Here is a 21,618-nt window from a genome sequence, read left to right on the forward strand (position 1 = left end):
CCTTTGTGGATCATGTGCCGCCAAGGCGCTCTATTCATAGCTTACACCTGCTCGTCGCGAGCGAACAAAGCGATTGCAGCAGATCGTATACCGGCCAAAGGTGTCGGGCAGGTCGTGCCGCGGCACCCCGGATCGCGAGACCCAGATGATGCCATTGAAGACACGAGTGGCCTGTTCGGCAGCATTGGCTTGATGGCGGCCACTCCTCGTTAATGAGTTCGTAGCGCAAAGTTTCCGCACGTCAGCAAGAACCCCAGCCACCGGCAATGTAGCAGGCTGCACCGACATGCTCGCGCCGGAGTACCTGCGTGTAGCCTCCGAGATGCGTCGCGAAGCTCTCCTCGCGTACGGGAAGATCGACGGCCTTGGACCGCCGCAGCAGTTCATGGAGCACCCGTCCGCTCATCGTATGCAGTGGTTCAATGCCGAGCAGATAGAGAATTGTCGGTGCGATATCGCAAATCCCTGATGCCAAGAAAGAGGTGCATCCGGTGTTCGGAAACACTGATCCTGCGATGAGACCCACTGCTGCGAGCTCCTTCGGATGGAGCCCGCCATGAAGGCCGAGACCCGCCCGGCGGTCATTGTCATAGAAGGTGCCGCCGACAAGACCGAACGGGTCGACGGTATCGTCGGAGCGGAAGCAGAACGCGACGTCCGGCGCGCGGGAATGCTCCGCAAAAACCAGGCGGTTTGACAGGCTCCCGGCAGCAATGCCGTTGATGTCGTCCTTCGCACGCGTGAACACGGGCCCGCACCATCGCTCCGATGTCATGGCCGCGACCAGCCGTGCAACGCTTTCCTGGTCTGAGTTGGCAAGATAGAGAGAGCCGACCTGGCCCGGCACCACCACCACATCAACATCGGGCGACGGCGCAGTGCCGGGGTTGAACCCTGCCGCGCGCAGGCTGTCGGCAACTGAGACTTGCGTATGGCCGGTGATATGGCCGTGGTCCGAGATCGCCAAAATCTGAACGCCAGCTCGCCGCCCCTCTGCCTCCCACCAGTCGAGCACACGACCAAACTGGCGGTCGCAATGAGCAATGATGGAGCGCGTCGCCTCGGCACCTGTGCCGTGAAAGTGCGAGGTGACGTCCGGCTCGCCACAAGAAAGGATCGTGACGTCGGGACGATATTTCGGCCAGACAACGTCGAGAAAGGCGGACGTAATCCAGTCTTGGCCGGTCCGATCCGGCTCAATTTTGGGCGGAGCTGGAGGCAATGGACCGATACGAGTTTCGATTTCGGTGAGCACGTCGTCAGGCGTACAGGCCTCGCGGAAATGACCGGACATACGGACGTGGCCGAAATTCTCGGCCTTGTGGTGAAATAGCCGGGTGGTACCCGGCGTATTGGTGGCAAGGACGGCGAGGCTCCGCCCGTTCGCCGCCAAGATCTCGCCGAGCGAGGGCGCCGAATAAAGCCGGCCGCCGCTCTCGATATCGAGCTGGCGCAGTAAAACTGCATCTGACGTGTCGATGTAGCGCGGCGGGGTCACGGCTCGATCGAGATATTTATTGCCGACCATGCCATGCCGATCCGTCGTGGCCCCGGTCACAAGGCTGGGGAAAGCGGATCGGGTTTCGCTCGGATAGACGGTGCGATGCTTCGCCAGCGTTACGCCGGCCGCCTTCATGCGCCAAAGATGAGGGGTCAATTCCGGGCCAATTAGGTCCGGGCGCAATCCATCAAAGCTCACAATAACGAAGCGGTAATCGCGATGCATCAACAAACGCCCGCCACAGATCCTGAATTACGAGCAGTTTGGAGTAAACCTCCCACCACGGTCATCGCCGCCTCCAACTCATCGCGGCTCTCGGGGCTGCCGATGACAAGACGGACATGATTTAGGGACAAATTCGGATCGGTCGCAAAAATACGACCTGGCCGGATGGTCACATTTCTCAAAGCGCATTGCGCAACCAGCTCGTCCTGCTCAATGATCCCCCGAAGGTCGACCCAAAGAAAAAGCGCATCCGGCCGGGTCCGAAAAGGGATGCCTGTGAGCCATTGCGTGGCAATGCTCTGTCTGGCGAGCGCTTCTTCTCTGACGCCGGCTACGATCTTCTCCATCGAACCATTGTCGAGCCAGAAGTTCACCAGCTCGACAGAGAAAGGGGCGGCAAACCAGGTCGACATACCATAGAAGCGGTCTAGCGTTGCCTGCGCCGCCTTCCCATAAGGCGCAACGAGGTAGCCAAGTCGAACACCAGGGCCGATGCATTTGGCGAAACTTGTGATGTGCCATGTTATCTCTGGCGCCAGCGCCCCAAAGGGAGCTGGAACGCGCTCCGGGAGCACTCCATAGACATCATCTTCGATGATGCTCACGCCATATTGCCCTGCAATTTGAACGATCTGCTGCCGCCGCTCAAGCGACATAACGATCGTCGTCGGGTTATGGACGGTCGGCATCAGAAAGAGCGCCTTCGGCGCAAACTTGCGGCAAGCTATCTCAAATGCCTCGGGCTCGGCGCCATCGTCATCCATGGCGATCGTTTCGGTCCGGATCCCCTGGAGATGCGCATGTTTGCGAAGACCGTAGTAGGTGAGTGCTTCGGTCAGGATCGTATCGCCCGGTGCGGCGACAGACGCGAGGGCAAGAACCATTGCGCTTTGGGCACCATTGGTGAGGATGATCCGTTCCGGATCCACAGGCGTTTCGAAGCGCGAGGCCAGCCACCGCGCCGCATGGGCTTTGTCGGCTTCTGTTCCAGAAAACCGATGTTGTCTTACACCATTCTGGATCTCGGTTGAATCGCCGAGTGCCCGCAGGCCCTCTCTAACCATCTCTTTCAGGTTGGGGCAAGCCGGCGGAGTCGATCGTTCAAGGCTAATAGGCACCGTTCGGCTCTGATCATCTCTGGACATGTGGTCATTCCATCGTTTGTGATAGGATCTGTCGTGATATGACGTTCAAGGGGATCGCGCTGTGCAATGCATCCGCGTATGCGCCGTGAGCGATCGCTGGCGAACAGCATCGTCCGTTACCGTCTCGCTCAGTCACGATGAACGATTCACGGATATGCTCAATCCTCGAGCCATAGCCCGACGTGGAACCCATGAGGGAGTCAGAGAGAGCCTCAGACTGCGCGGTTCGGTGCGACACCCTCAATGAAACGCTCGCATTCGCGCTTCCCCACCCCTCCAGCAGCACCTCGAAGCGTGGCCGGACCGCCGCGGGGCTGAGACTTTCACGGCGTCCAAAGACATAAATGCTTCGGCTGGGACGTGTAACACCGAAAAAGTAAGCCGGCCCTGGCTCGAGCAAAATAAGGATCGCAGTCGATCTCCCGATGCTGCCTGACATCAGAAAATCACGATCCGAGAGCGCCAGCTGAAGAGCTGCGCAAGCCGGGTGTTCGAGCAGGTGCTGTCAACGAGTTCGCAGTCCAACCGGTTTTTCCCGCATATCGTCACACAAACTCGCGGCGAACGAGAATGAGATGCCTCTTTCGTTGCGTCGGCTGCGACGGCAAGGAGCTTCAAAACCCGGACTGCTAAAGTTGGATGACGGTCAGCGAATTATTCGATTAAGCCAACAAAATATGCGATCAATGCGCCAGGAAGAGGTATCGAAAAGAGCCGCGGCTCATGCGATGGTTGCCTTCGCGCAAGGAAATCACCGACGAAGAGGGCTCGCGACGTGCGACCAATGACCCGGCAAGCCCGCACCTCGTGAAACCGCAGCTCGTGTCGCAGAGCTCTATCTCGGCACGAACCTGATCAACGGCGCATTCGAAAACAGTGCATAACGCTACTTCCACCAGGCCCCTCGTCAGCTCACTGTTGGGCTCGCAGACGCCCGTAAGTTGTTCAGCGCAGGCGCTCTTTCGGGGAGATGGACGCGGACTGCTGAACAGTTGTATCCCGGCCCCGACCTTTGCCAATCTGCGGCTCGTTCACGATCATCAAAAGTTCTCGTTCGACGGGGATTGGCTGCCATTATCGTATCGGCTCACCATGCATGTCCACGACAACTCGAGGTTCGACGCACCGATCATGCGCCCGCCTCTGCTCTAATTCTTGGAGTGTTGGATCAGATATGTAAATAGTCTGGGTGGGCCATCGCATACTACGCGCTACCTTCCGCTGCCTCTCAATCGTTCACAAGCAACATGTCGAGCAGATGGAGTAATCAAGCATCGCGACTTTCGATTTGTTTAATGCAAAAACATGATTGTCCGGTTGGTTCGCGCGATTGAGAACGGGTAGGAACCGCAAACGACGTTGTCTACTCAAGTCCGCAGGTCCTCCATCTTGACCCTTGTTGCAGAACGCCTACGCACCGTCCGTCCCTCTGAAACCAAAGCCATGACAGCGCGTGCCGCAGAACTGCGCGATCAAGGCGTCGATGTGATCACGCTCAGTCAGGGCGAACCGGATTTCGATACGCCGGCCGCTGTTTGCGAAGCCGGTATCCGGGCCATCCGCGGTGGGCGGACCAAGTATACTGCGATCGCCGGGATAAGGCCGTTACGTCAGGCGATCCGGGAGAGCTTCGCCCGTGACCACAGGCTCGACTATGGTTTGGACCAGATTACGGTCGGCTGTGGCGCCAAGCAGGTTGTGTTTAACGCACTCTTTGCCAGCCTCGATCCGGGCGACGAGGTGGTGATCCCGACGCCGTGCTGGGTCTCCTATCCCGACATGGTGGCGCTTGCCGGCGGCAAGCCAGTTCTCGTGGCGTGCGATGAGGTTCATGGATTCAAACTGCGCCCGGAGGCGCTGGAGGCCGCGATCACGCCGCGCACCAAGTGGTTGATGCTCAACTCGCCATGCAATCCGACCGGTGCGGTCTATGACCGAGATGAACTGCTTGCGCTCGCGGAGGTGCTGCGCCGGCACGCGCATGTCTATGTGCTGTCGGACGACATCTATGAGAAACTCACCTATGGTAACGATTTTGCGACCATGGCGGCTGTTGCGCCGGATCTCTACGAGCGCACCTTGACCGTCAATGGCGTGTCTAAGGCCGACGCAATGACCGGCTGGCGTGTCGGCTATGGCGCGGGCCCTCTCGCGCTGATCAAGGCCATGAACCTCATCCAGGGCCAGACGTCATCGCACACCAGCTCGATTTCGCAATACGCCGCTATCGAAGCCCTGTCAGGCGGACGGGATCACATCGATGAATTCGCGCGCGCATTTCGGGAACGCCGAGACCTGATGGTTGGCAAGTTGAACCAGGCCGACGGCCTGTCGTGCCGGATGCCGGACGGCGCCTTCTACGTCTTCCCCTCCTGCGCGGGCGTTCTCGGCAAGCGCACGCAGGGCGGCAAGGTGATAGAGACGGATACCGACTTCGCCATGTATCTGCTCGACGCGTTCGCCGTGGCCGTTGTGCCCGGCAGCGGTTTTTTGGCCTCGCCCTTTATCCGCATTTCATATGCCTCCTCGCTCGAGGACCTCACCCGCGCCTGCGACCGCATTATCGTGGCCTGCGCGGCCCTGTCCTGAAGGACGTGCTGATGCCCTCCGCAAAATGCCTCCGCGCCCGCTTATTCGAAGCCGGCCTGCTCCACATCATGGCTGCCCATAGCCCGCTTTCAGCGATCCTTGCGGAAGAAGCCGGATTTGATGGCGTATGGGCCTCCGGCTTCGAGCTGTCGGCGCTTCATGGCTTGGCGGACATGAGCCTGATCTCGATGACGCAGCATCTCGACATGCTGCGGGCGATCGCCGGACGCACGACACTGCCAATCATCGCCGATATCGATACGGGCTATGGCAACGCAATCAATGTCATCCATGCCATCAGCGAATATGAACGTGCCGGCGCCAGCGCCGTGGTCATCGAGGACAAGACCTTTCCAAAGGTCACCAGCCTTGCTGCAGATGGGCGCCAGGAACTGCTACGCGTTGAGGAATTCCAGGGTAAGATCGAGGCTGCCGTCACGACGAGACGGAACCCGGATTTTCTCGTCATCGCCCGCACCGAAGCCTTGATCGCAGGCCTCGGCGAAGCGGAAGCCCTGCGTCGTGCGGGAGCCTACGTGGAGGCAGGCGCCGACCTGATCCTGATTCACTCGAAAAGGAAGGATCCGTCCGAGATCGAGAGCTTTTCGCGTGCTTGGACCGCACCGGTGCCGCTGGTGATCGTGCCGAACGCCTACCCCGATCTCGACGCCGAACGGGTCAAGGCGCTGGGCAATATCCGCATGACGATCTATGGCAATTACGGTATCCGCGCCGCCGCAACTGCCATGCAGGACGCCTTTCGCCGGATCATTGCAGACGGTGGGGTCCAGAACGTCCACAAGGACATCCTGCCGGTGGACGAGATCTTCAGGCTCCAGAAGATGCACGAGGTCAAGGCGGCGGAAGGCCGCTTCCTTCGCTAAGCGCCACGTTTAGCCCCGTAGCTGCCCAGATCCGAAGACAATTCTGCGCGCCCGGACCGCCACTCAGGCCCCGTCCTGCCGCTCGCGCGAGCAATTCGAGCAAGAGGCTTTGTCCTCCACATAATCGCATCCTGGCGACTAAGAACGGCGATCGCACCGCCCTCATCGCGAGTGCCATCTGTACACCTCGCCGACCATCAACGAACTCATCGGTCAAACTGCACGATTCGTACCGAGACGCGTTGTTTGCGCGGATAAATCGTCATTATGCGGTAATCCGTCGAAACACATCGAATAATGTGATCGAGCATTCGCCTTCCGTTAGCAATGGCCTGCCGCGGCAAACTAGCGGACATTGAGGAAGCGACCGGAGCAGAAGATGGCTGCCGAACACGATGAAGTGCCCCTCAATGCCATCCGGGTGTTTGTGGCCATTGCCCGCGAAGGAAGCGTCACACGTGCAGCCAGCACATTGGGAACAACACAGAGCTCGGTCAGCCGCTATCTAGCGGTATTACAGGATTATCTCGGTGCAGATCTCGTGGAACGGCGAGGCCGGCGGAGTGAGTTGACGGAATTCGGAAGGCTATTTGTCAACACCGTCGCCGAGCCGCTTGATACAGTGTGCTTCACCGCAAAAAGAATGCGGCGCCGGACCCATGCGGACGGCAACCGGATTGTGGTCCGCACCTCACTTTCCACCTTCGCTCACTCCTTCCTGATTCCCAATCTTTCGGCGTTCTCCGCTGAGATGGGCGGCGTCATCGTGGATGTGATCAGTTCATTGTCTCCGCCGACATCCTCCGATGATTTCGACATCTTAATCACGCGCGATCTCTCCGTCGTCGAGCCGGCCGACGATTGGGAAATCTATAATGAGACACTCGTCTGCGTCGGCTCTCCAAATCACGTCACGGGAAGATCACTCTCAATCGTTCGTTCAATGCCTATTCTGAACATCACGTCGCGGCCTGACATCCTCCCCACATGGCTGCGAGCGATGAACCTGTCCACCAAGGACATCAAGCCGGGGGCGCGATATGATCACAACTATCTTGCCCTGCCGGCGGTGATGACGGGAAAATGCCTTCTGGTAACGCCTGAAATCCTTGTCGGCGATCTTGTTCGCGGAGGTGTTCTGCAAGTGATCCCAGGATCGCGCACTCCCAGTGGCATGCAATATCGGGCCTATGCAGTCGACCGCAGTGACAAGCCAGAAATCGCCCGTGCCTTTTGCCGGTGGCTGGCCCGGTTGTGCAAGAAGGCCGCAATTCTGGAATCCGGTTGATATCGCAGCTGAGCTATGACTGAGTTCCGGAGGCGTCTATCGTTGCGAGCCTGCCCCCAAAAGGATGGACGGATTTACCGCGAGCACGGCAATTGCAGGTATACGGCGCCAGGTCTTGTCAGTGTCCATCAGGTGCCAAGCGTGCAACAGGGCCATGGTCCTCACCCCTCGCTGCCGGGTCCTGCCCCGAATGCGGGTGAAGCAGAGCGACCGACGTCTCAGGCGAGCAACGCGTCGATCCTACGCGGGTAGACTTCAACGGCTGAATCCGACGAGGGGTTGCCGCCGCTCATTGCGTCGAAGCCACTTGCAAATTGAGCGTGAGAGGTGATCGCCATTGGATTTGAGTGCATGTAATGCGAGCCAATGCGAGCGACGTTGATGAGTTTCAGCTTCAATCAGGCATTCTGGAGGCCCTTCGCGCTGGAAGCAATCGTATGGAACGATTGCCTGGACAGGCAACCTCATGCGCGGAAAGACCCCCAACGCGCGAGTCGGAGGCCCTAGCAGCGAATTCGGCACAGAACTCGCCGCTAACCCGAGTCGAGGCCGGCTTGCATCTAGCAAGCCGTTCTCAGGAGATATTCCCGCCATTCTGGAAGGGACCTCACCAGTTGCGCTGAACGCGCACCAGCATGCTCACCGCGCTCTGGTTTTTCAGTTCATATACTGCAGCCGGCTTAGCGACCGCCGCAACGGCCGGCGCCGTAATAGTGCCCGAATATTTCTGATCGAGAAAAGTGGCGAAAAGGTCGGCTGAGAACGTCAGATTTCTGACTGGCGTCCAGCGTGTGATCGTGCCGACCGCAGCGATATTGAAATCCGGGTTGCAAACGCCCGTCAGCCCGAGTGCAGCCATGCCAGCGCTGCCGCAAATCTGAGCCTTGGCCGCGTCGCTGTAGCGGACAGCAGCCCACCCGCCATAAAGCGCAGTGTTCCAGTAGGGATCCCAATTATGAATGTAGCCACCATTGAAGCCATACGTCGTGGTCAGCTGAAAAGCCGTGCCTGCTGCTGCCGTCGCACCGGAATAGATGACGTCGGAAACGCCCGCGAAACCAAGGCTCTGGTACGCACCGGCGCGTCCGGTGCCGCCGTACATCGCCCACGAGGTCGGGATGTTTTCCTGGATGCTGAAGGTGCTCGCTCCGTTGGTGTAGGCGCCCTGCAGATTGATCGTGTCGCCCACCCCCGTCGGGATATTCTTGATCGATAGCGCCAGCTGGCCTGCCCAGCCCCATTTGTCGTCGGCATGCCCTGTGACTTCGCTCCCGCCGTAGTACGCGGCATGGTTGTCGTGCGCAGCGGCCGATGCTTGGAAGAGACCCCACGCCTGATCGATCCGCACCATGCCGACGATGTCAGGGGCCACGGTGCCACCGTAACTCTGCGATCCGTAGATACCAGTCACGATACCAGCGGCCGTGGCATTGGTCGTGTTCCAGATATTCGTCTGGTAATAGGCAGTTGGATCCTGCGCAGAAATCGTCGCCGTGATGCCCTGACCAAAATCAGAGGTATAGCTAAACTGGTTGACACCCGAGGCATCGCCGCCGCCGCCCGGGAGGCCGTCGAAGAAGTTGTTAGCCGGATAATTGGTCCAGGGAGCGCTGAACTGGGAGACTGCCTTTCCCATCGTGAAGCCCGCGAACTGGATGAAGGCATACCAGATGCTGAGAGTCCCGAGTCCGACACCATCGCCCGAATACGATGTCGCACCCGTGGCAACTATACTGCTGGAGCCCGTCTTCCAGGTGAAGTTCCCTTCAAAGAAGGTGCGGACCACGCCATATTCGCTTGCCGTGCGCGTGTCGATGCTGAGGTCTGCTCGAGAACGCGCAGTGTAGGCATTGCTTAGACGGTTGTGCGCAGCACCGGCGCCGGAAATGGGATTCAAGACAAAGCTATTGCTGCCCAGCATTGCGTCGGCGCGCAGGAAGCCACCGAGCTTAATGCAGGTGTCGGTGCCCGGGATGTAATAGAAACCGGCACCATACACCGAGCACACCTTCACGTACTCGACCGGTTTGGCTTTGACGGGAAGATCAGCGGCCTGTGCTCCGCCCAACGCGATCAGGCCTGCCGCTGAAGCCAGCACAAGCTTCCTCGCAATCGTGTTCGACTGGAGTGGGGGCTCCTCAGCGCTCGCCTCAATCACGAGCGAGCGTGGCTTGCTCTCGGCTCTGATCAACAGGCCCCCATGCCTCTCGCCACGGCCATCCAACGACCGGAAGGATAATATTGAATACCGGGTTGTTCTTAGTCCGAAGACGTCCTTCTGCACCGAAGTTCTCCACTCAAAGTACGCAAACATAGACCCCTATGTTTTTCGCGTAGGAAAATACAGATCGTCGATGTCGGTGTTCGCCCCTGGAGCGCGCGGCGCGCCAAGCTAACGTGAAGCGGGCGCGCTATACATCGGGCCGCCCGTGCTCGCCGTGACCGGGCAACGCCCGCAGCTCGCTGCGCGCAGAAGATCCTCTGAGCGGTACGAAACGCTTGCCTTCAAGTCTCAATAGGGTGCCGACATACACAGCTACAAAACGAGGTGCGCGCACACATGAACAGACCGTGCGGCCTCTGCATAAGCAAGCCCGCACGACGCTCCATCAGCGTGCTCGCAAAGTCGATGTGGACTAACAATGCCGGCCATCGAATTGGCCTGCGCAAAACCGCAGGAATGTATGCCAGCGTAGCCAGTTGGAATTGCCATGCCTCTGTCTCCATGACCGCGGTCGTGTCGCCGACGCACTATCGCGGGGGCGCGATGGTCAGGTGACAGGCATCAATTAATGCGATGGATGGCCCTGAATTAGAGATGCATTTGTTCGGAAGCTCTGGGACTTCTCAAGCGACGCGACGTCGCCATTGCCCAATCAAGATGCGCGACAATCCAGCCGCCGGCGCAAGCTCTGCGCATCTATATCAGGACCACACTTGTTGTAATACCTGGGTTGGCGAGGAGATCCGACGAGCCGGTGAGGTAGTAGGCTGTGTCGCTATAGTTGGCGTGGCCGAGGTAGGTGGCGAGTAAGGGCAGCAGCGCTTGGACGTCTGCGCGCTGTTGGTGCCACAGCCCGAGCCTGGTCACCGCGAACCGGTGCCGGAGATCGTGCGGTCGCAGAGGCTTGCCATTATCAAGACCCGCGAGCTTGCGGGCCTTAGCGAAGTTGCTTTGCAGGCCGGTCGCCGACAGACGGCAGCCTCGCGAGCTGAGGAAGAAGGCCTCGCCTTTGGGTCTGGGAAACACGGTGTCGCGCTCACGGGCGTATCGACGAAGGGCTGCCTGGGTCGTTGGGTGAACAGGAACCAGGCGGTCTTTACGGAACTTAGTCTTACGGACGAGGACGACCCCGTTGGTCAGATCGACGTCGCCGCGATCAAGGCTGACCACTTCGCCCGATCGTAATCCCGTGCTGGCCAACAATCCGATTAGCGTCGCCATCGTGCGGCCCCTGAGTGGGTTCCCTGGCGAAATGAAGCTGCATGCGTCGATAAGCGACGTCAGCTCAGCCTCACTTAGGATGCGCGGCGGCGGAATCGCCCTGGACCGCGGGAAAGCTTTGCGCTCCAAGACCTCGGTCTGGGGGGCGTAGAGGACCAGGTACTCGTAGAATCGGCGGAGCACGCCGTGACGGACCGCGCGGCTGTCGGCGGCGCCACCGAACGACAGGACGAAGTCCAGCGCCATCGTCCGGGTGGCGGGCGCACCCAGCTGAGATCGCTCGACGTAGCGAACGAAAGCCCGCAGCGTGCCGGCTTGCTTGTTGAAGGCGTAGCCGAGGGAGCGGCGCAGCTCGATGTAGCGCTCGACCTTGTCGTCGAGGAATGCGGCGAAGGCGGTCATGCGGCGCCTCCCGGAAAGGGGAGCGCGACCTCAGCGAGCTGCGAGGCCGCGACCTTCACGTACAGCGCCGTTGTGTTGATGCTTCGGTGCCCTAGAAGATCGGCGACCTCGTTGATCGGCCTTCGTCGCCCGACGAGCTGGGTGGCTAGACTGTGGCGCAGGAGATGTGCGCCTCCGGCGCGACCGAGCTCGATCCCACCATGCTGCAATCGCTTCCGCACGATCCTTGAAACAGACGACGCGTACTTGAATGGTCCCACGGGCGGCGTGAAGGACAGGAACAGATGCTGACTATCGACCTTCGGTCGAGCCCGCAGGATGTAGTCGGCGAGCGCGGCGCCGGTCTCCTCGATGAGCGGGGCCACTCGGTCACGTTTGCCCTTGGTGCGCCGGACAAAAACCTCGCCAGCTCGCCAGTCGATATCCCGGAGCTGAAGAGCGCGTAGCTCGCCGTTGCGAATGCCTGTGGTGGCGAGCAACAACAGGACAGCTCGATCGCGAAGGTCGATCGGCGTCGCCTTGCCGATCGCATCGATGGCGCGGCGAACATCATCCCACGAAAGCCGGGGCGGTAAATGGGCCAGTCGCCAATATGGCGTTCTTGGAACGACGGGAGCCAGATCCTGCTCGTGGTGGCCACCCCAATGCAGAAAGCGGAGAAACGTTCGGATGTGAGAGATCGCCGCCGTGCGAGTGCCGGAGGTCGCCGAGAGCGACAGCCGATACTCGACAGCGGCAAGGACATGCTCTGCCGTCAACGCCTCGAGGTCTTGGCCAGGATGGCGATGGTGGAGCCAATCCAGAAAGCGCCGTGCGCCCAAGAGAACGCCATCGCGGGACCTTGGCTCAAGGCCTCGTACCCTGCTCAGATAGTGAGAAAAGGAGCGCAAAAGCGGAGCGTCCGGATCATCGACTACAATGGGCGTCGAAGCAATGAATCGTTCGGGCGCCACCCGTCGCGCGTGTTGGATCGCAGACACTGCCGCAATCCGTGGTGAGTCCGTGGTGAATGTGCATAGATAGCTATCGACGATAGCTTCGCCGATCGGCCGTGAACCGCAATGTGCTGCAGCAAAACGGCCGAACCGCGCGATCCGGCTCAGATAAAGCTTAGCGGATGCTTGCTTGTAACCGAGCGAGAAAAAGTGCCCCGCGATGCGATCCATCTCGGCGCCGAGCGCCCCGTCACGAAGGCGTTTAAGCACCCCGCGGTACGAAAAATAGAACTCGAGCATTGTGCCCCTCCGGCGTTACGGCGCAGGGGGATCCCGCGTCCGCACGAGGGGCACAAAATATTATGTGGCGGAGGAATCCAGCCGTGGCCGGCCCGGGCTGGCGTTAGGGCGCCTCCACCACATAATCTCGTCCGACACATAAGAACGGATCGGCTCCAAACGCCTCGCTCACCAGCATCGCAAGCGAGTCCATGCCGCGACGGAAATCGACCGGTCGCGTCGCGATCCAGATCGGCACCCCGGGTCGCAGCCCGATCATCGGCCAACCGTCCCGACTGCCGCCAGCACCTCGCACAGCGCCCGCCGGTCGACCGCCCCCCTGACGCGGATGCGAACCGCGCCGACCTCGATCTCGATTGCCGCCTGCTCCTCGCACGACGGCAATTTGCCCCCGCAGCCGGTGATCGCGACCGGCACGAAGCCAGGTGGCACGTCTTCGGCCCCGCGCTCCGCGACCTCGCCCGCGTCGTTTGACGACGCCACAGAAACAACAGGCTTGGGCTGATGTCATGTCGCCGCGCCACCGCGGACACGCTTGCACACGACGCAAAACTTTCCGCGACAATCGCCCCCTTCGCATCGGTCGACCAGCGCCGGCGCCTGCCCGTCCCGGTGATGATCTCGACACGCTGCAGCGTGTCGGCGCGGTCTTCGAGGATAGGCGTATGCCTATCCTTATCGCCATACTTACGCCTATCCTTTGACATAGTGACCTCGTGACCAACCATTCCACGAGATCTTCCTAACCCAGCAGATCAGCCCTCAGCACGTGGTCCCTGGATGACGCTCACAATCAAGGCCACATGTCGAGACTCTTCCAGTAGTGAGGTGGCTCGCCCTGCACTGCGCGACCGAGGTTCACCCGGTGGCATCGCCGACTCCGATGACCGTCGCCGGCGCGACGCACTCGCTTGAGTTCGTAATCGGCATTGCACGGTGTTAGATATCAGTGTTCTGGCAAATCGTCCAACCAGCAGGCAGCCTCGACGTAAGGCCGCGAAAAGATCCGTCCGATCTTCTCGGGAACTTTGTTTTGGTGGTATCGCATGTACACGCGGCCATCGTCTTCCAAATCCAGTATTTCGATCTTTCCTGTGTAATGAGACATGATGTATTTGAACGTCTTCTCGATGCCACTAAGGCGCTGGTTGACGCTGCGCGCAATCTCTATTCCCCGTCGGAGCGGCACCTGAAAATGGGATGCGCCCTTCACCGGCCTCGCTTGAAAGAGGTAGTAAGGGCGCACTCCGATGACGTGGCATTTGGCGAATGTTTCCGCGAGGATCTTGGGATCATCGTTGACTTTCGCGAGAAGTACGGCTTGGTTGAGGAACTGCACGCCTTGTGCTCGCAACGAGCGAACTTTGTGCTCCGCGTCGGACGAGATCTCACCCACGTGATCGAAATGCGTGACGATTATTGGAGTTTTGCCTGCCTTGTGAATCCGCTCGAACAGTGCCGGCAGAGCAGAATCTTCAAACCGCCTTGGTTCATAGGCCAGCATTTTTGTACCAAATCTGATCGAACTCAAATGATTGATAGGCAGCAGGTGGTCGAGGATCCTGTTCAGCTTGGCCGTACTAAGCACGAACGGGTCGCCTCCCGATAGTAGCAGGTTGGTCATCTCAGGATGGCGCGCAATATACTGCGCGACCTGATCGAAGTCCGGTGCGATTTCATCGGAAGCCTTGCCAACGATACGCTTGCGAAAACAATAACGGCAATACGAACCGCAGCGTTCCGTCACCAGCAACAGGCCGGTCTGCGGGTACTTGTGCTGCAATCCCGGAACGACCGTGTTGTCGTGTTCGCCGCTCGTATCTAAGGTGCCTGGGCTCTCAAACTCCTCCAGTGAGGGCTCTACAATGCGCTTCAGCTGATCGTAGTACCTGTCCCTGGCAATCTGCTCGCGATAAAACTTTGTGACATGATAAGGCGTGATGTTGTAGATTTGCAGTTCGCTCTCGCTCACTACGCGCGTTTCTTCGATGAAATTCAGTACGCGTCCTTTGCAATCCAGCGGATCAGCTATGGTTTCCATTGCGACACCTCGTCTGTCCTGATCAGCGCATTTGATGCGGTCCGATCTGCTCGTCTACACTACAGCAACAATAGTGGATCGATACCTACCTGTGGTGAGGACTACCAGACTCGAGAGTTGAGAGAGGCACTCTTCTAGGCGCCAGATAGCGGCGCGCCGAGGATCGCGGCGCGGTGGCGGACCTAAATCGTTGCCATTAGTTGACCGCACAGCACGCCGAAGGTATGCGACAAGCGCGCGCAAGTTTTGCCGCGCGTACAAACGATCGCCGCCAGGTGAAGCGGCGTGAACGCCACCCCTAATTGCGAAAGGCACGTTTTGAAACGCGCTCGTCGATGATCAGAGCACTGTTCTTGCGGGCCTCACATGCATGAAGTTCTTCAGTGTGCCAGGGCGCTTTTGGGAAGCACCTCGCGCCGCCGCCGGGCTCGACCGCTCCATCTTTTCACTGCCCAGCACAGATAGCCTCGGAACAGTCGGCTCGCACTGTGCCGCGTTCTCTCACACGAGAATGGCGGAGCTGCTCGCGCCTTCTCGGCAATCTAAGCAACCAGATCGTCCGCGCCGGCCGCGCAATTCTGGCGGGATTGCAACAAACCTGAAATGTTCGCTCCTGACCGACACCAGATGGCCCCATTTGGCCTTGAACTGCGAGGGTCTTTACGAAATTCGATCTACCGCCTTTGCTAGGCAGCCTCAGCGGCCCGTGATTTCAGCCTTCTTAGGTGCGGTAAGCCCACGTCAATCGTAAGCCCGTCCATGGCCCAATGAGGACTGCCGATTTCATTGATGGGATACCGCTCGGTCGCGCGATTGTCCCAGATTGCAACGTCGCCTGATTTCCAGTTCCAGCGCAGAGTGTTCTCCGGCGCAGTGAGGTAGGATTGCAGCAGTTCGAACAATCTTTGGCTGGAATAGCGCTGCAGGCCGACAAAGTTCTGCACGGAACGACCAAGCGTGAGCATGCGTTCGCCGGTCTCGGGATGAACACGAACGATCGGATATGTCGTTTCGTAGATCGTTCCGGTGAATACGTCGTCCAGCGTCCTATTGTCGGTTTGCGTGCCGCCTTCCGCCATAGTGTGGTCGAATGCGGCGCAGCGCACAGCCCAGAGGCTATCGGCAAGCATCCGCAGAGACTCGGGAAGGTCAAGATAAGCCGCCGCAGTGCTCGACCAGGCGATGTCACTGCCCAAAGGCGGGATCGCTGCACCTCGCAGCACCGAGATTTTCGGGTGGCCGGCATTGAAAACATCGTGATCGTTCATCCGGTCGAGGTGGCGGCAGGCACGATCAGCGAGAGTTTCCCGAATCGTCAAGTCTCCGCTTGTGTCCACCATTTTAGGATGAGGTATCAGCAAGCCGAGCCGGAGAGCAAAACGCTGTTGCTCGGCATCATCGAGATGCCCCTGATCAGGGAAGAAGATGACCTTATGCTCGAGCAGAAGCCGCTTAATGGCGGTGATGACCTCGTCCGACAAACCGTCCGATAGCGCAATGTTCTTGATTTCGGCGCCAAGCCGGTCCGCATGCCTGACGATGTCTGCTCGCGGAATGACGTTATCAACAATCATTGTACTACTCATGACGGCGCCTCTCTCTGTGGATGTCGAAAACAAAGCCCCCATTGGTGATGATGCCGGTCGGGCAACGCGACGAGCCATCTTGATGGCTGGCATCCGAATTGCCTGATCCGCGCCGCCCAACGAGCCAAGCAGGATTTCGGATATGCACCATCATCTTATAGTCTGACTCCCTGTGCGCGCGGAGGCATCCTGTGCGGTTTCGATGGAAGAACGTTTAAGTATAAACGCCATCGGATCGATTTTCCGATTGATCATCGACCTGGCTTTAACACCGCAGATCATAGAGCCAATCCATGTCCAGTCCATGAAACGAAACCAGCTTTCTTTACCGATCTTGAGCAACGCTTGCTCGCCGCCAAACGTCGCCATGGAAGATCTTTGATGATGGTGTGATACGCCCACTCAAGCGATCCTCATGCCGCCGAACGAACCGCAACTATTTGGCTCTGCACTTGCCAGGCAGCAGCGACCTACACCCTATCGTTGTCTATCGCTATAAGACAGCCTGTGCGGGTATACAAGCATTTGTTCGCCGCTTTTGAATTCTTCAAAACACGCGCTTTCACCAGCCTGTCAGGTCAAGCTCGCTGCCCAAGGTGCGCGACGCGAAACTCGCAACGGTGCAACTGCCATTGCGGTTTAACAACGGGCTCAATCCCACCATTTGCAATCTGCGTTGCTCGACCGAGACTTGAGCGGACCGGCCGTGACTTACGCCGTAGCTCTATCCGAACGGAGCCGCGGACTACCGCTGGGTGTGCCATAACAAAGGACTGGAGCCTCAAACCGGACTCGCTGCGGTATTCGCTTCGGATCACGGCTAAGCCGGGACGGAACTGGTCCTCCACCTGACGAGACTCAGCGTCGTCCAATTCGTGCATTCGAGACGTAGTCACTTGATCTCGAGCGCACAGATTCACTTGCCGCTATGAGGTCGCCGCGTGCGCCATGCGGAGCGAATGTGCGGCCGGAGCTCTCCGACTATATCGAGCGGGACCAAAACAACGCAGCGCTTGGTCAGTATCTCAGGATTGCAAACCGCGAATTGGCTGCGCCCTTTTTGTCCTCCCCGCCCCTATTGGCAGGTTCGGATGCTCAAGAAAGCCAGATAGGATCACAAGCTAGGACCCGTTATTCTTGATTGGCCTGTCGCGTTCTCTCGATCTACATCTGCAGCGTGCGTGAGCATGTCACACATGTGAAATAGATGCATGTTTTCCGAGAAGATGAGGAAAGAATGCACCCGCAGCGCAACGACGCGGCCTACACGGCAGAGCTATGGCGCAAGATGCGTAATGCACAATAGGGTCCTCTAACAGACGAGGGTCCTCACAAAGCGGAACGACAAGCTCTCAAGTACTATTACATGTGCGGACGAAGGCGCTTGTAAGCACCGCGCAGTGCTTGTCCCGACCTTCTTCGTCGCACAGACCCTAATCTCGTAACCGCGACAGGCGATGAGCCCTTATCATGGGGAGCATAATGAAACCACCTCGCTAAGCAGAATAGCAGGCGTCGAAACACGATTCGTTCGAGAGCGTTCGTAAAATCTCTCACAAAATTGAGTGGCGCCCATTCGTGGATGGCTGCGACGACGGTGGAGCATTTTTCGCCAGGTGTCCAGAAATCCGCGTGATTTGGTTTCGAGCCACCAGAGCGCTGGCGCAGTTGGTCCCAAGATTCCGATTTCGGTCGATGTGATAGTTTGCGACAGCATTGATATCGATCCGATCCTTTGAGACAACATCGTCGGGCCAGATCTTGTCGCTTTTGAGTCTCCTGGCGTGCATCCGTGCTATCTCAATCGGCCAGAATAGTCATACTCGCACTCGAGTTGGTCGTCTATCTGCTCGCAAGCCGTCCATGCTCTTCGCAAGTTTGCCTGGTCAATTGCCGATGCACGCGGTGCCGTTTCAGGAGGCCGGCATGTTGCAGCGTTATGACTCCCCTTACGGCGACGCCACGCCATTTCGCCTCAAGCTCAGCTGTTTCGGATCCACGTCCATAACGGGGCGCTCGCTGAATGCTTCCAGTTTCGCAAGGCACGTTGCCGATGGATCCGGATCGACGTGCTTAATCCTGTTTGGTGGAGCCGGCGGGTTCGGCGGCACCGCCACTTTCGGCCGAATACCGGGAAGAACCTTGCTGAACCCACATTGACGGGGCGCTGATCAACGCGTTCTGTCCGACTTGCCGGAGAACTTCGACGGACGTCTCGCCTCGAGCGGCGGCTTCCAGAATTTTGGAAGCGACGTGCGTTCGAGTGCCGGTCTCGTGAGGAGACAGCCCTTTACAAACCTCATCCAGAACTCGACGGAGACAGGCAGTTTTTTCGGAGTCGAACATACACGGCCTCCTTCACTGGAGCGGCGCAATGACTACACTGCAAGCGCGACTTTCACGACACGAACATTGTCAACCGGCGATGTGAACCACGAAAGAGGTGGCTTTCCATCTCACTTAAGGTTGCGCGATCATACAGCGGACAACACCGCGTGTCATCACCCGCTGATGTCTCTAGCAGGATTGCCGGCATATTAGGAGAAGTTATTCGACAGGCTAACATGATCTTCCTGGTACCAAGCAGGTCTTCGCGATTTAAGATGTCCGCTCGCGGCACGTTATCGTCGAGCTATTCTACGTCGTGAGCCCCTAAAGCATTCTCCATGCGTAAATGCTTGGCGTGCGCGACCAGTTCAGATGTCAGCGCATTCTGCGTTCCACTGAAGCACTTGCCGCGTTAGCCGATCAAGGCTCTAGCCCGGTGGCCACAGTCCAGCCTTCCTTGATTGAACGGTCAAGCCAAGCCCGGTCCGGACTTTCCTGGCAAGCCAATTGGAGCCAATGCCGTCATCTGATCCGCCGAATGAAGCTCAGCAGTTCGCTTGCGGGACACCGAGTGAGATCCTCAATACATGCATAAGTCTACGTCGAGAGTATTCCTCCCAAACTTGGGCCTGCTCTGCATCCTGATTACCAGCCTTAGTTTCCAGGCCAAAGACTCCCTACAGCGTCTTCAAATACTCCAGCAGTGCCCGCCGTTCGGCGTCGGTCAATTCCCGACCGATGGTCCCGGGCGGCAGCTTCGTTATATCGGCTTCCTTGCCCTCAAAAGAATGCCCGCGATTGCTGTTCCCAAGCAGCGACACGTTAAAGTCCGTCAGGCCGGCGGCGCAGGCGTCATTCGCTCGCAGCTTCGTAACAAGCCCGACGTTAACAGGATCGAACTTGCGGCCACCGACGCAGAATGAGTTCGGCCGCTGGCCTTGAGGCAATAACATGTCCTTCAGCGTCGGCACGGATCCGTTGTGCAGATACGGGGCCGTTGCCCAGACGCCGTCCAACGGGCGGGCCCGGTAATGAGGTTCAAGAGCGAGGACATTGTCGTCCTTGCCGTTACGGTTCGCCCGAGCACCAATATATACGCGCGGGTTTTGACAGTTTTTCCTCGGCCCCCACATCTGCTGCTTGGCCTTTTCGGAGGAATCGTTCGCAACGTTCCATTGATCGATGGTCTTGCCCACGACATCCATCAGCGCGAGCACAAATAGCGGATTTGCCGCCCGATCAGCTGGAAGGCCGCAACCCCAGGCCTTGTTCAGATCGTCGATTGGATTGAGACCGAGCGACTCAGGTAAGTGGACGCGCCGCGTCGTCAGGACATTGGATTGTTGAGGATCAGTGCCGATCACATTCACCGGCAGCTGAACGACATTGAAATAGTGGCGTCCCCCGATCTCCACCCAATTCTTCTCGTTTTTGGCAGAGCGGTCCGGGTTCTCCGCCTTCCAGAAGGAATCTTCCGGCCACTTTGCGTCGAATGCGCCATCATTGACCGGTCCTCGGTGGCATTCAAAGCAATGCGAGCGATAAAGATCGCGACCTTTCTCAACGAGTTTTTCGTCAATGGCCCAGGCCGGGTCGCCTCGGAATTTTTCCTGCGCGTCCCTCCATCGTGGTGCGACAAGCCCGTTGAACTTTCTATCGCTTGCCTCGACCGACAAAAAGGGATCGATGCCACGCAAAAGCTCCTCGAAGCGCGCGATGTCCGATAAATGGATGGATGACGCAAAAAGCGGCCGTCCGGGCGCCGAAGCCCTCATATTAATTTTCGCGCTGACGCCGAGCGCCTCGCCGGAATTGCGAACGAGCTCGTTGAGAACAGAGGCGTCATACTGCGCCCAAAGGAAGTACGGGGTGTCCCAGATTGGCGGAAAGCTCACAGGAGCGTCATTGCGCACGAAGTTGCTCTTGAGCAGCGGATCTGGGAGTTTTCCGGTCACAGGATCCAGAAAATTGGTGTAGAAGACCTGGTTGCCGATCCGGTTCAAGGCATCCAGTCGACCGAAACCCTCATCGAGATTCGCGACACCCTGCCCGTCCAAAAGTCTATCGCTCGCGGCTTTTTGTTCCATGATTTTTTGAAGTGCGCGCTCCAGATCAGTTCGAAGTTTCTTGCGGTCGATGCTTCGACCTTCGATGTTTTCAAGGCGGCTAGCGAAGCGTTCGAATCGCCATGGCAAGATCAGCGTGTAGCCGATCGACAGCCCGATGACACGTTCAACCTCGCCGAGATTGACCATCGCCGGTCCACCATCGTAGCGGATACTGGCATTCTTGTACTCGAGATGACCGGTATGACAGGCGGCGCAGGTCAGTCCGATCTGATCTTCATAGATGGCTCCCGTCGTCGGATCGATGCCCCCCTTCAGGATTGCAAAGCCAACAGGCAACCCCTCTGGATTGTCCGGCGCGCCTGCTGTCCAAGTTGAGCTCCCGTCCTTCGACGCATCGTCGTGATAGCCGTAGGCGGGTGCCTTCCGGGCAAAGTCCTTCGAGCTTGGACTTGGGATGAAACCAAGGCGTCGCAGATAGTCGTCGTCCGTTAGGCTCGTGTAATGGATCGACAACTCGGGACGTTCCAGGGCCAGGAACCATCGATACGGGACGGGAATGGTCGCCGTACCCTGCGATGTATGGTGAAACCAGTAGCGCTGCCGCGAAGTCCAATTCTGCGGCAGCCAATACGCGCTTTCGATCTTCGACGGCTCGGGCAGCGTAGCAGGCAGCAACTGGGCAACCAGATTTGCGTCGTTCTTGATCTTGAGAGCCGCATCGCGGAGCTTCTCCGGCACGAAATACGCCATGCCGGCCGACGCCACCGCGACGAACACGATCACAAATAACAGAGCGATGACATGAGGCCACCGCCTCACCCAGCCACCCACCCAAGAGCGGAACGAACGCGCCCCCATAGTACCCTCCATATATTTCAAG

Annotated in this window: 17 protein-coding genes and 1 pseudogene; 4 read left to right on the plus strand and 14 right to left on the minus strand. The window is 58.6% G+C overall.

What is annotated here, in order from left to right:
* Window positions 1-30 precede the first annotated feature (30 nt).
* The 3 genes from ACVWZM_RS09075 to ACVWZM_RS09085 are packed head-to-tail and all read right to left on the minus strand — an operon-like array spanning window position 31 to window position 2,871.
* Window positions 31-288: a transposase gene (locus ACVWZM_RS09075; RefSeq protein ID WP_082653755.1), complete on the minus strand. Its 258-nt coding sequence runs from the start codon at window positions 286-288 to the stop codon at window positions 31-33.
* Complete coding sequence (locus ACVWZM_RS09080; RefSeq protein WP_456852737.1) at window positions 242-1,726, minus strand: alkaline phosphatase family protein; 1,485 nt, start codon at window positions 1,724-1,726, stop codon at window positions 242-244. The genes ACVWZM_RS09075 and ACVWZM_RS09080 overlap by 47 nt, the downstream gene beginning before the upstream one ends.
* The gene (locus tag ACVWZM_RS09085; RefSeq protein WP_456852739.1) at window positions 1,726-2,871 is read right to left on the minus strand and encodes an aminotransferase-like domain-containing protein; all 1,146 of its coding nucleotides are present in this window, start codon (window positions 2,869-2,871) and stop codon (window positions 1,726-1,728) included. Before ACVWZM_RS09085 ends, ACVWZM_RS09080 begins: the two co-directional genes overlap by 1 nt.
* A 1,389-nt stretch (window positions 2,872-4,260) precedes the next feature.
* Here ACVWZM_RS09085 and ACVWZM_RS09090 point away from each other — a divergent pair.
* From ACVWZM_RS09090 to ACVWZM_RS09100, 3 genes are all read left to right on the plus strand, one after another.
* Window positions 4,261-5,460 (plus strand): pyridoxal phosphate-dependent aminotransferase, encoded by a 1,200-nt coding sequence (locus ACVWZM_RS09090; protein WP_456852741.1) that lies wholly within the window; start codon window positions 4,261-4,263, stop codon window positions 5,458-5,460.
* An 11-nt stretch (window positions 5,461-5,471) separates the two neighbouring features.
* Entirely contained in the window at window positions 5,472-6,344 is an 873-nt protein-coding gene (locus ACVWZM_RS09095; protein ID WP_456852743.1) for an isocitrate lyase/phosphoenolpyruvate mutase family protein, read from the plus strand.
* A gap of 379 nt (window positions 6,345-6,723) precedes the next feature.
* A complete protein-coding gene (locus tag ACVWZM_RS09100; protein WP_456852745.1) occupies window positions 6,724-7,632 on the plus strand; it encodes a LysR family transcriptional regulator in 909 nt (302 codons plus the stop codon).
* 218 nt (window positions 7,633-7,850) lie between these two features.
* Here ACVWZM_RS09100 and ACVWZM_RS09105 read toward each other — a convergent pair whose 3' ends face one another.
* From ACVWZM_RS09105 to ACVWZM_RS09150, 10 genes and pseudogenes are all read right to left on the minus strand, one after another.
* Window positions 7,851-8,030: a hypothetical protein gene (locus ACVWZM_RS09105; RefSeq protein WP_456852747.1), complete on the minus strand. Its 180-nt coding sequence runs from the start codon at window positions 8,028-8,030 to the stop codon at window positions 7,851-7,853.
* Between the two features lie 209 nt (window positions 8,031-8,239).
* Window positions 8,240-9,730, minus strand: a complete 1,491-nt coding sequence (locus ACVWZM_RS09110) for a porin (RefSeq protein ID WP_456852749.1) — start codon at window positions 9,728-9,730, stop codon at window positions 8,240-8,242.
* Between the two features lie 822 nt (window positions 9,731-10,552).
* Complete coding sequence (locus ACVWZM_RS09115) at window positions 10,553-11,479, minus strand: tyrosine-type recombinase/integrase (protein ID WP_456852751.1); 927 nt, start codon at window positions 11,477-11,479, stop codon at window positions 10,553-10,555.
* The gene (locus ACVWZM_RS09120) at window positions 11,476-12,714 is read right to left on the minus strand and encodes a tyrosine-type recombinase/integrase (RefSeq protein ID WP_456852753.1); all 1,239 of its coding nucleotides are present in this window, start codon (window positions 12,712-12,714) and stop codon (window positions 11,476-11,478) included. Before ACVWZM_RS09120 ends, ACVWZM_RS09115 begins: the two co-directional genes overlap by 4 nt.
* A gap of 103 nt (window positions 12,715-12,817) precedes the next feature.
* Window positions 12,818-12,973 carry an IS66 family insertion sequence element accessory protein TnpB gene (gene tnpB, locus ACVWZM_RS09125; protein WP_456852756.1) on the minus strand — a complete coding sequence of 52 codons (156 nt, stop codon included), beginning with the start codon at window positions 12,971-12,973 and terminating at the stop codon, window positions 12,818-12,820.
* On the minus strand, window positions 12,970-13,197 hold the full coding sequence (locus ACVWZM_RS09130) for a hypothetical protein (RefSeq protein ID WP_456852758.1): 228 nt from the start codon (window positions 13,195-13,197) through the stop codon (window positions 12,970-12,972). The genes tnpB and ACVWZM_RS09130 overlap by 4 nt, the downstream gene beginning before the upstream one ends.
* A 41-nt stretch (window positions 13,198-13,238) precedes the next feature.
* A pseudogene (locus ACVWZM_RS09135) lies at window positions 13,239-13,442 on the minus strand (hypothetical protein); the annotation flags it as partial.
* A 218-nt stretch (window positions 13,443-13,660) separates the two neighbouring features.
* Complete coding sequence (locus ACVWZM_RS09140) at window positions 13,661-14,755, minus strand: KamA family radical SAM protein (protein WP_456852760.1); 1,095 nt, start codon at window positions 14,753-14,755, stop codon at window positions 13,661-13,663.
* 686 nt (window positions 14,756-15,441) lie between these two features.
* The gene (locus ACVWZM_RS09145; protein WP_456852762.1) at window positions 15,442-16,329 is read right to left on the minus strand and encodes a TauD/TfdA dioxygenase family protein; all 888 of its coding nucleotides are present in this window, start codon (window positions 16,327-16,329) and stop codon (window positions 15,442-15,444) included.
* Window positions 16,330-16,491: 162 nt separating this feature from the next.
* Window positions 16,492-16,710: a hypothetical protein gene (locus tag ACVWZM_RS09150; protein WP_456852764.1), complete on the minus strand. Its 219-nt coding sequence runs from the start codon at window positions 16,708-16,710 to the stop codon at window positions 16,492-16,494.
* Window positions 16,711-18,204: 1,494 nt separating this feature from the next.
* On the opposite strand from ACVWZM_RS09150, the gene ACVWZM_RS09155 reads away from it, so the two are divergent.
* The gene (locus tag ACVWZM_RS09155; RefSeq protein ID WP_456852766.1) at window positions 18,205-18,501 is read left to right on the plus strand and encodes a hypothetical protein; all 297 of its coding nucleotides are present in this window, start codon (window positions 18,205-18,207) and stop codon (window positions 18,499-18,501) included.
* An 845-nt stretch (window positions 18,502-19,346) separates the two neighbouring features.
* Here ACVWZM_RS09155 and ACVWZM_RS09160 read toward each other — a convergent pair.
* Entirely contained in the window at window positions 19,347-21,608 is a 2,262-nt protein-coding gene (locus tag ACVWZM_RS09160) for a di-heme-cytochrome C peroxidase (RefSeq protein ID WP_456856658.1), read from the minus strand.
* Window positions 21,609-21,618 lie beyond the last annotated feature (10 nt).

It is taken from the genome of Bradyrhizobium sp. USDA 4501 (genome assembly GCF_054062115.1).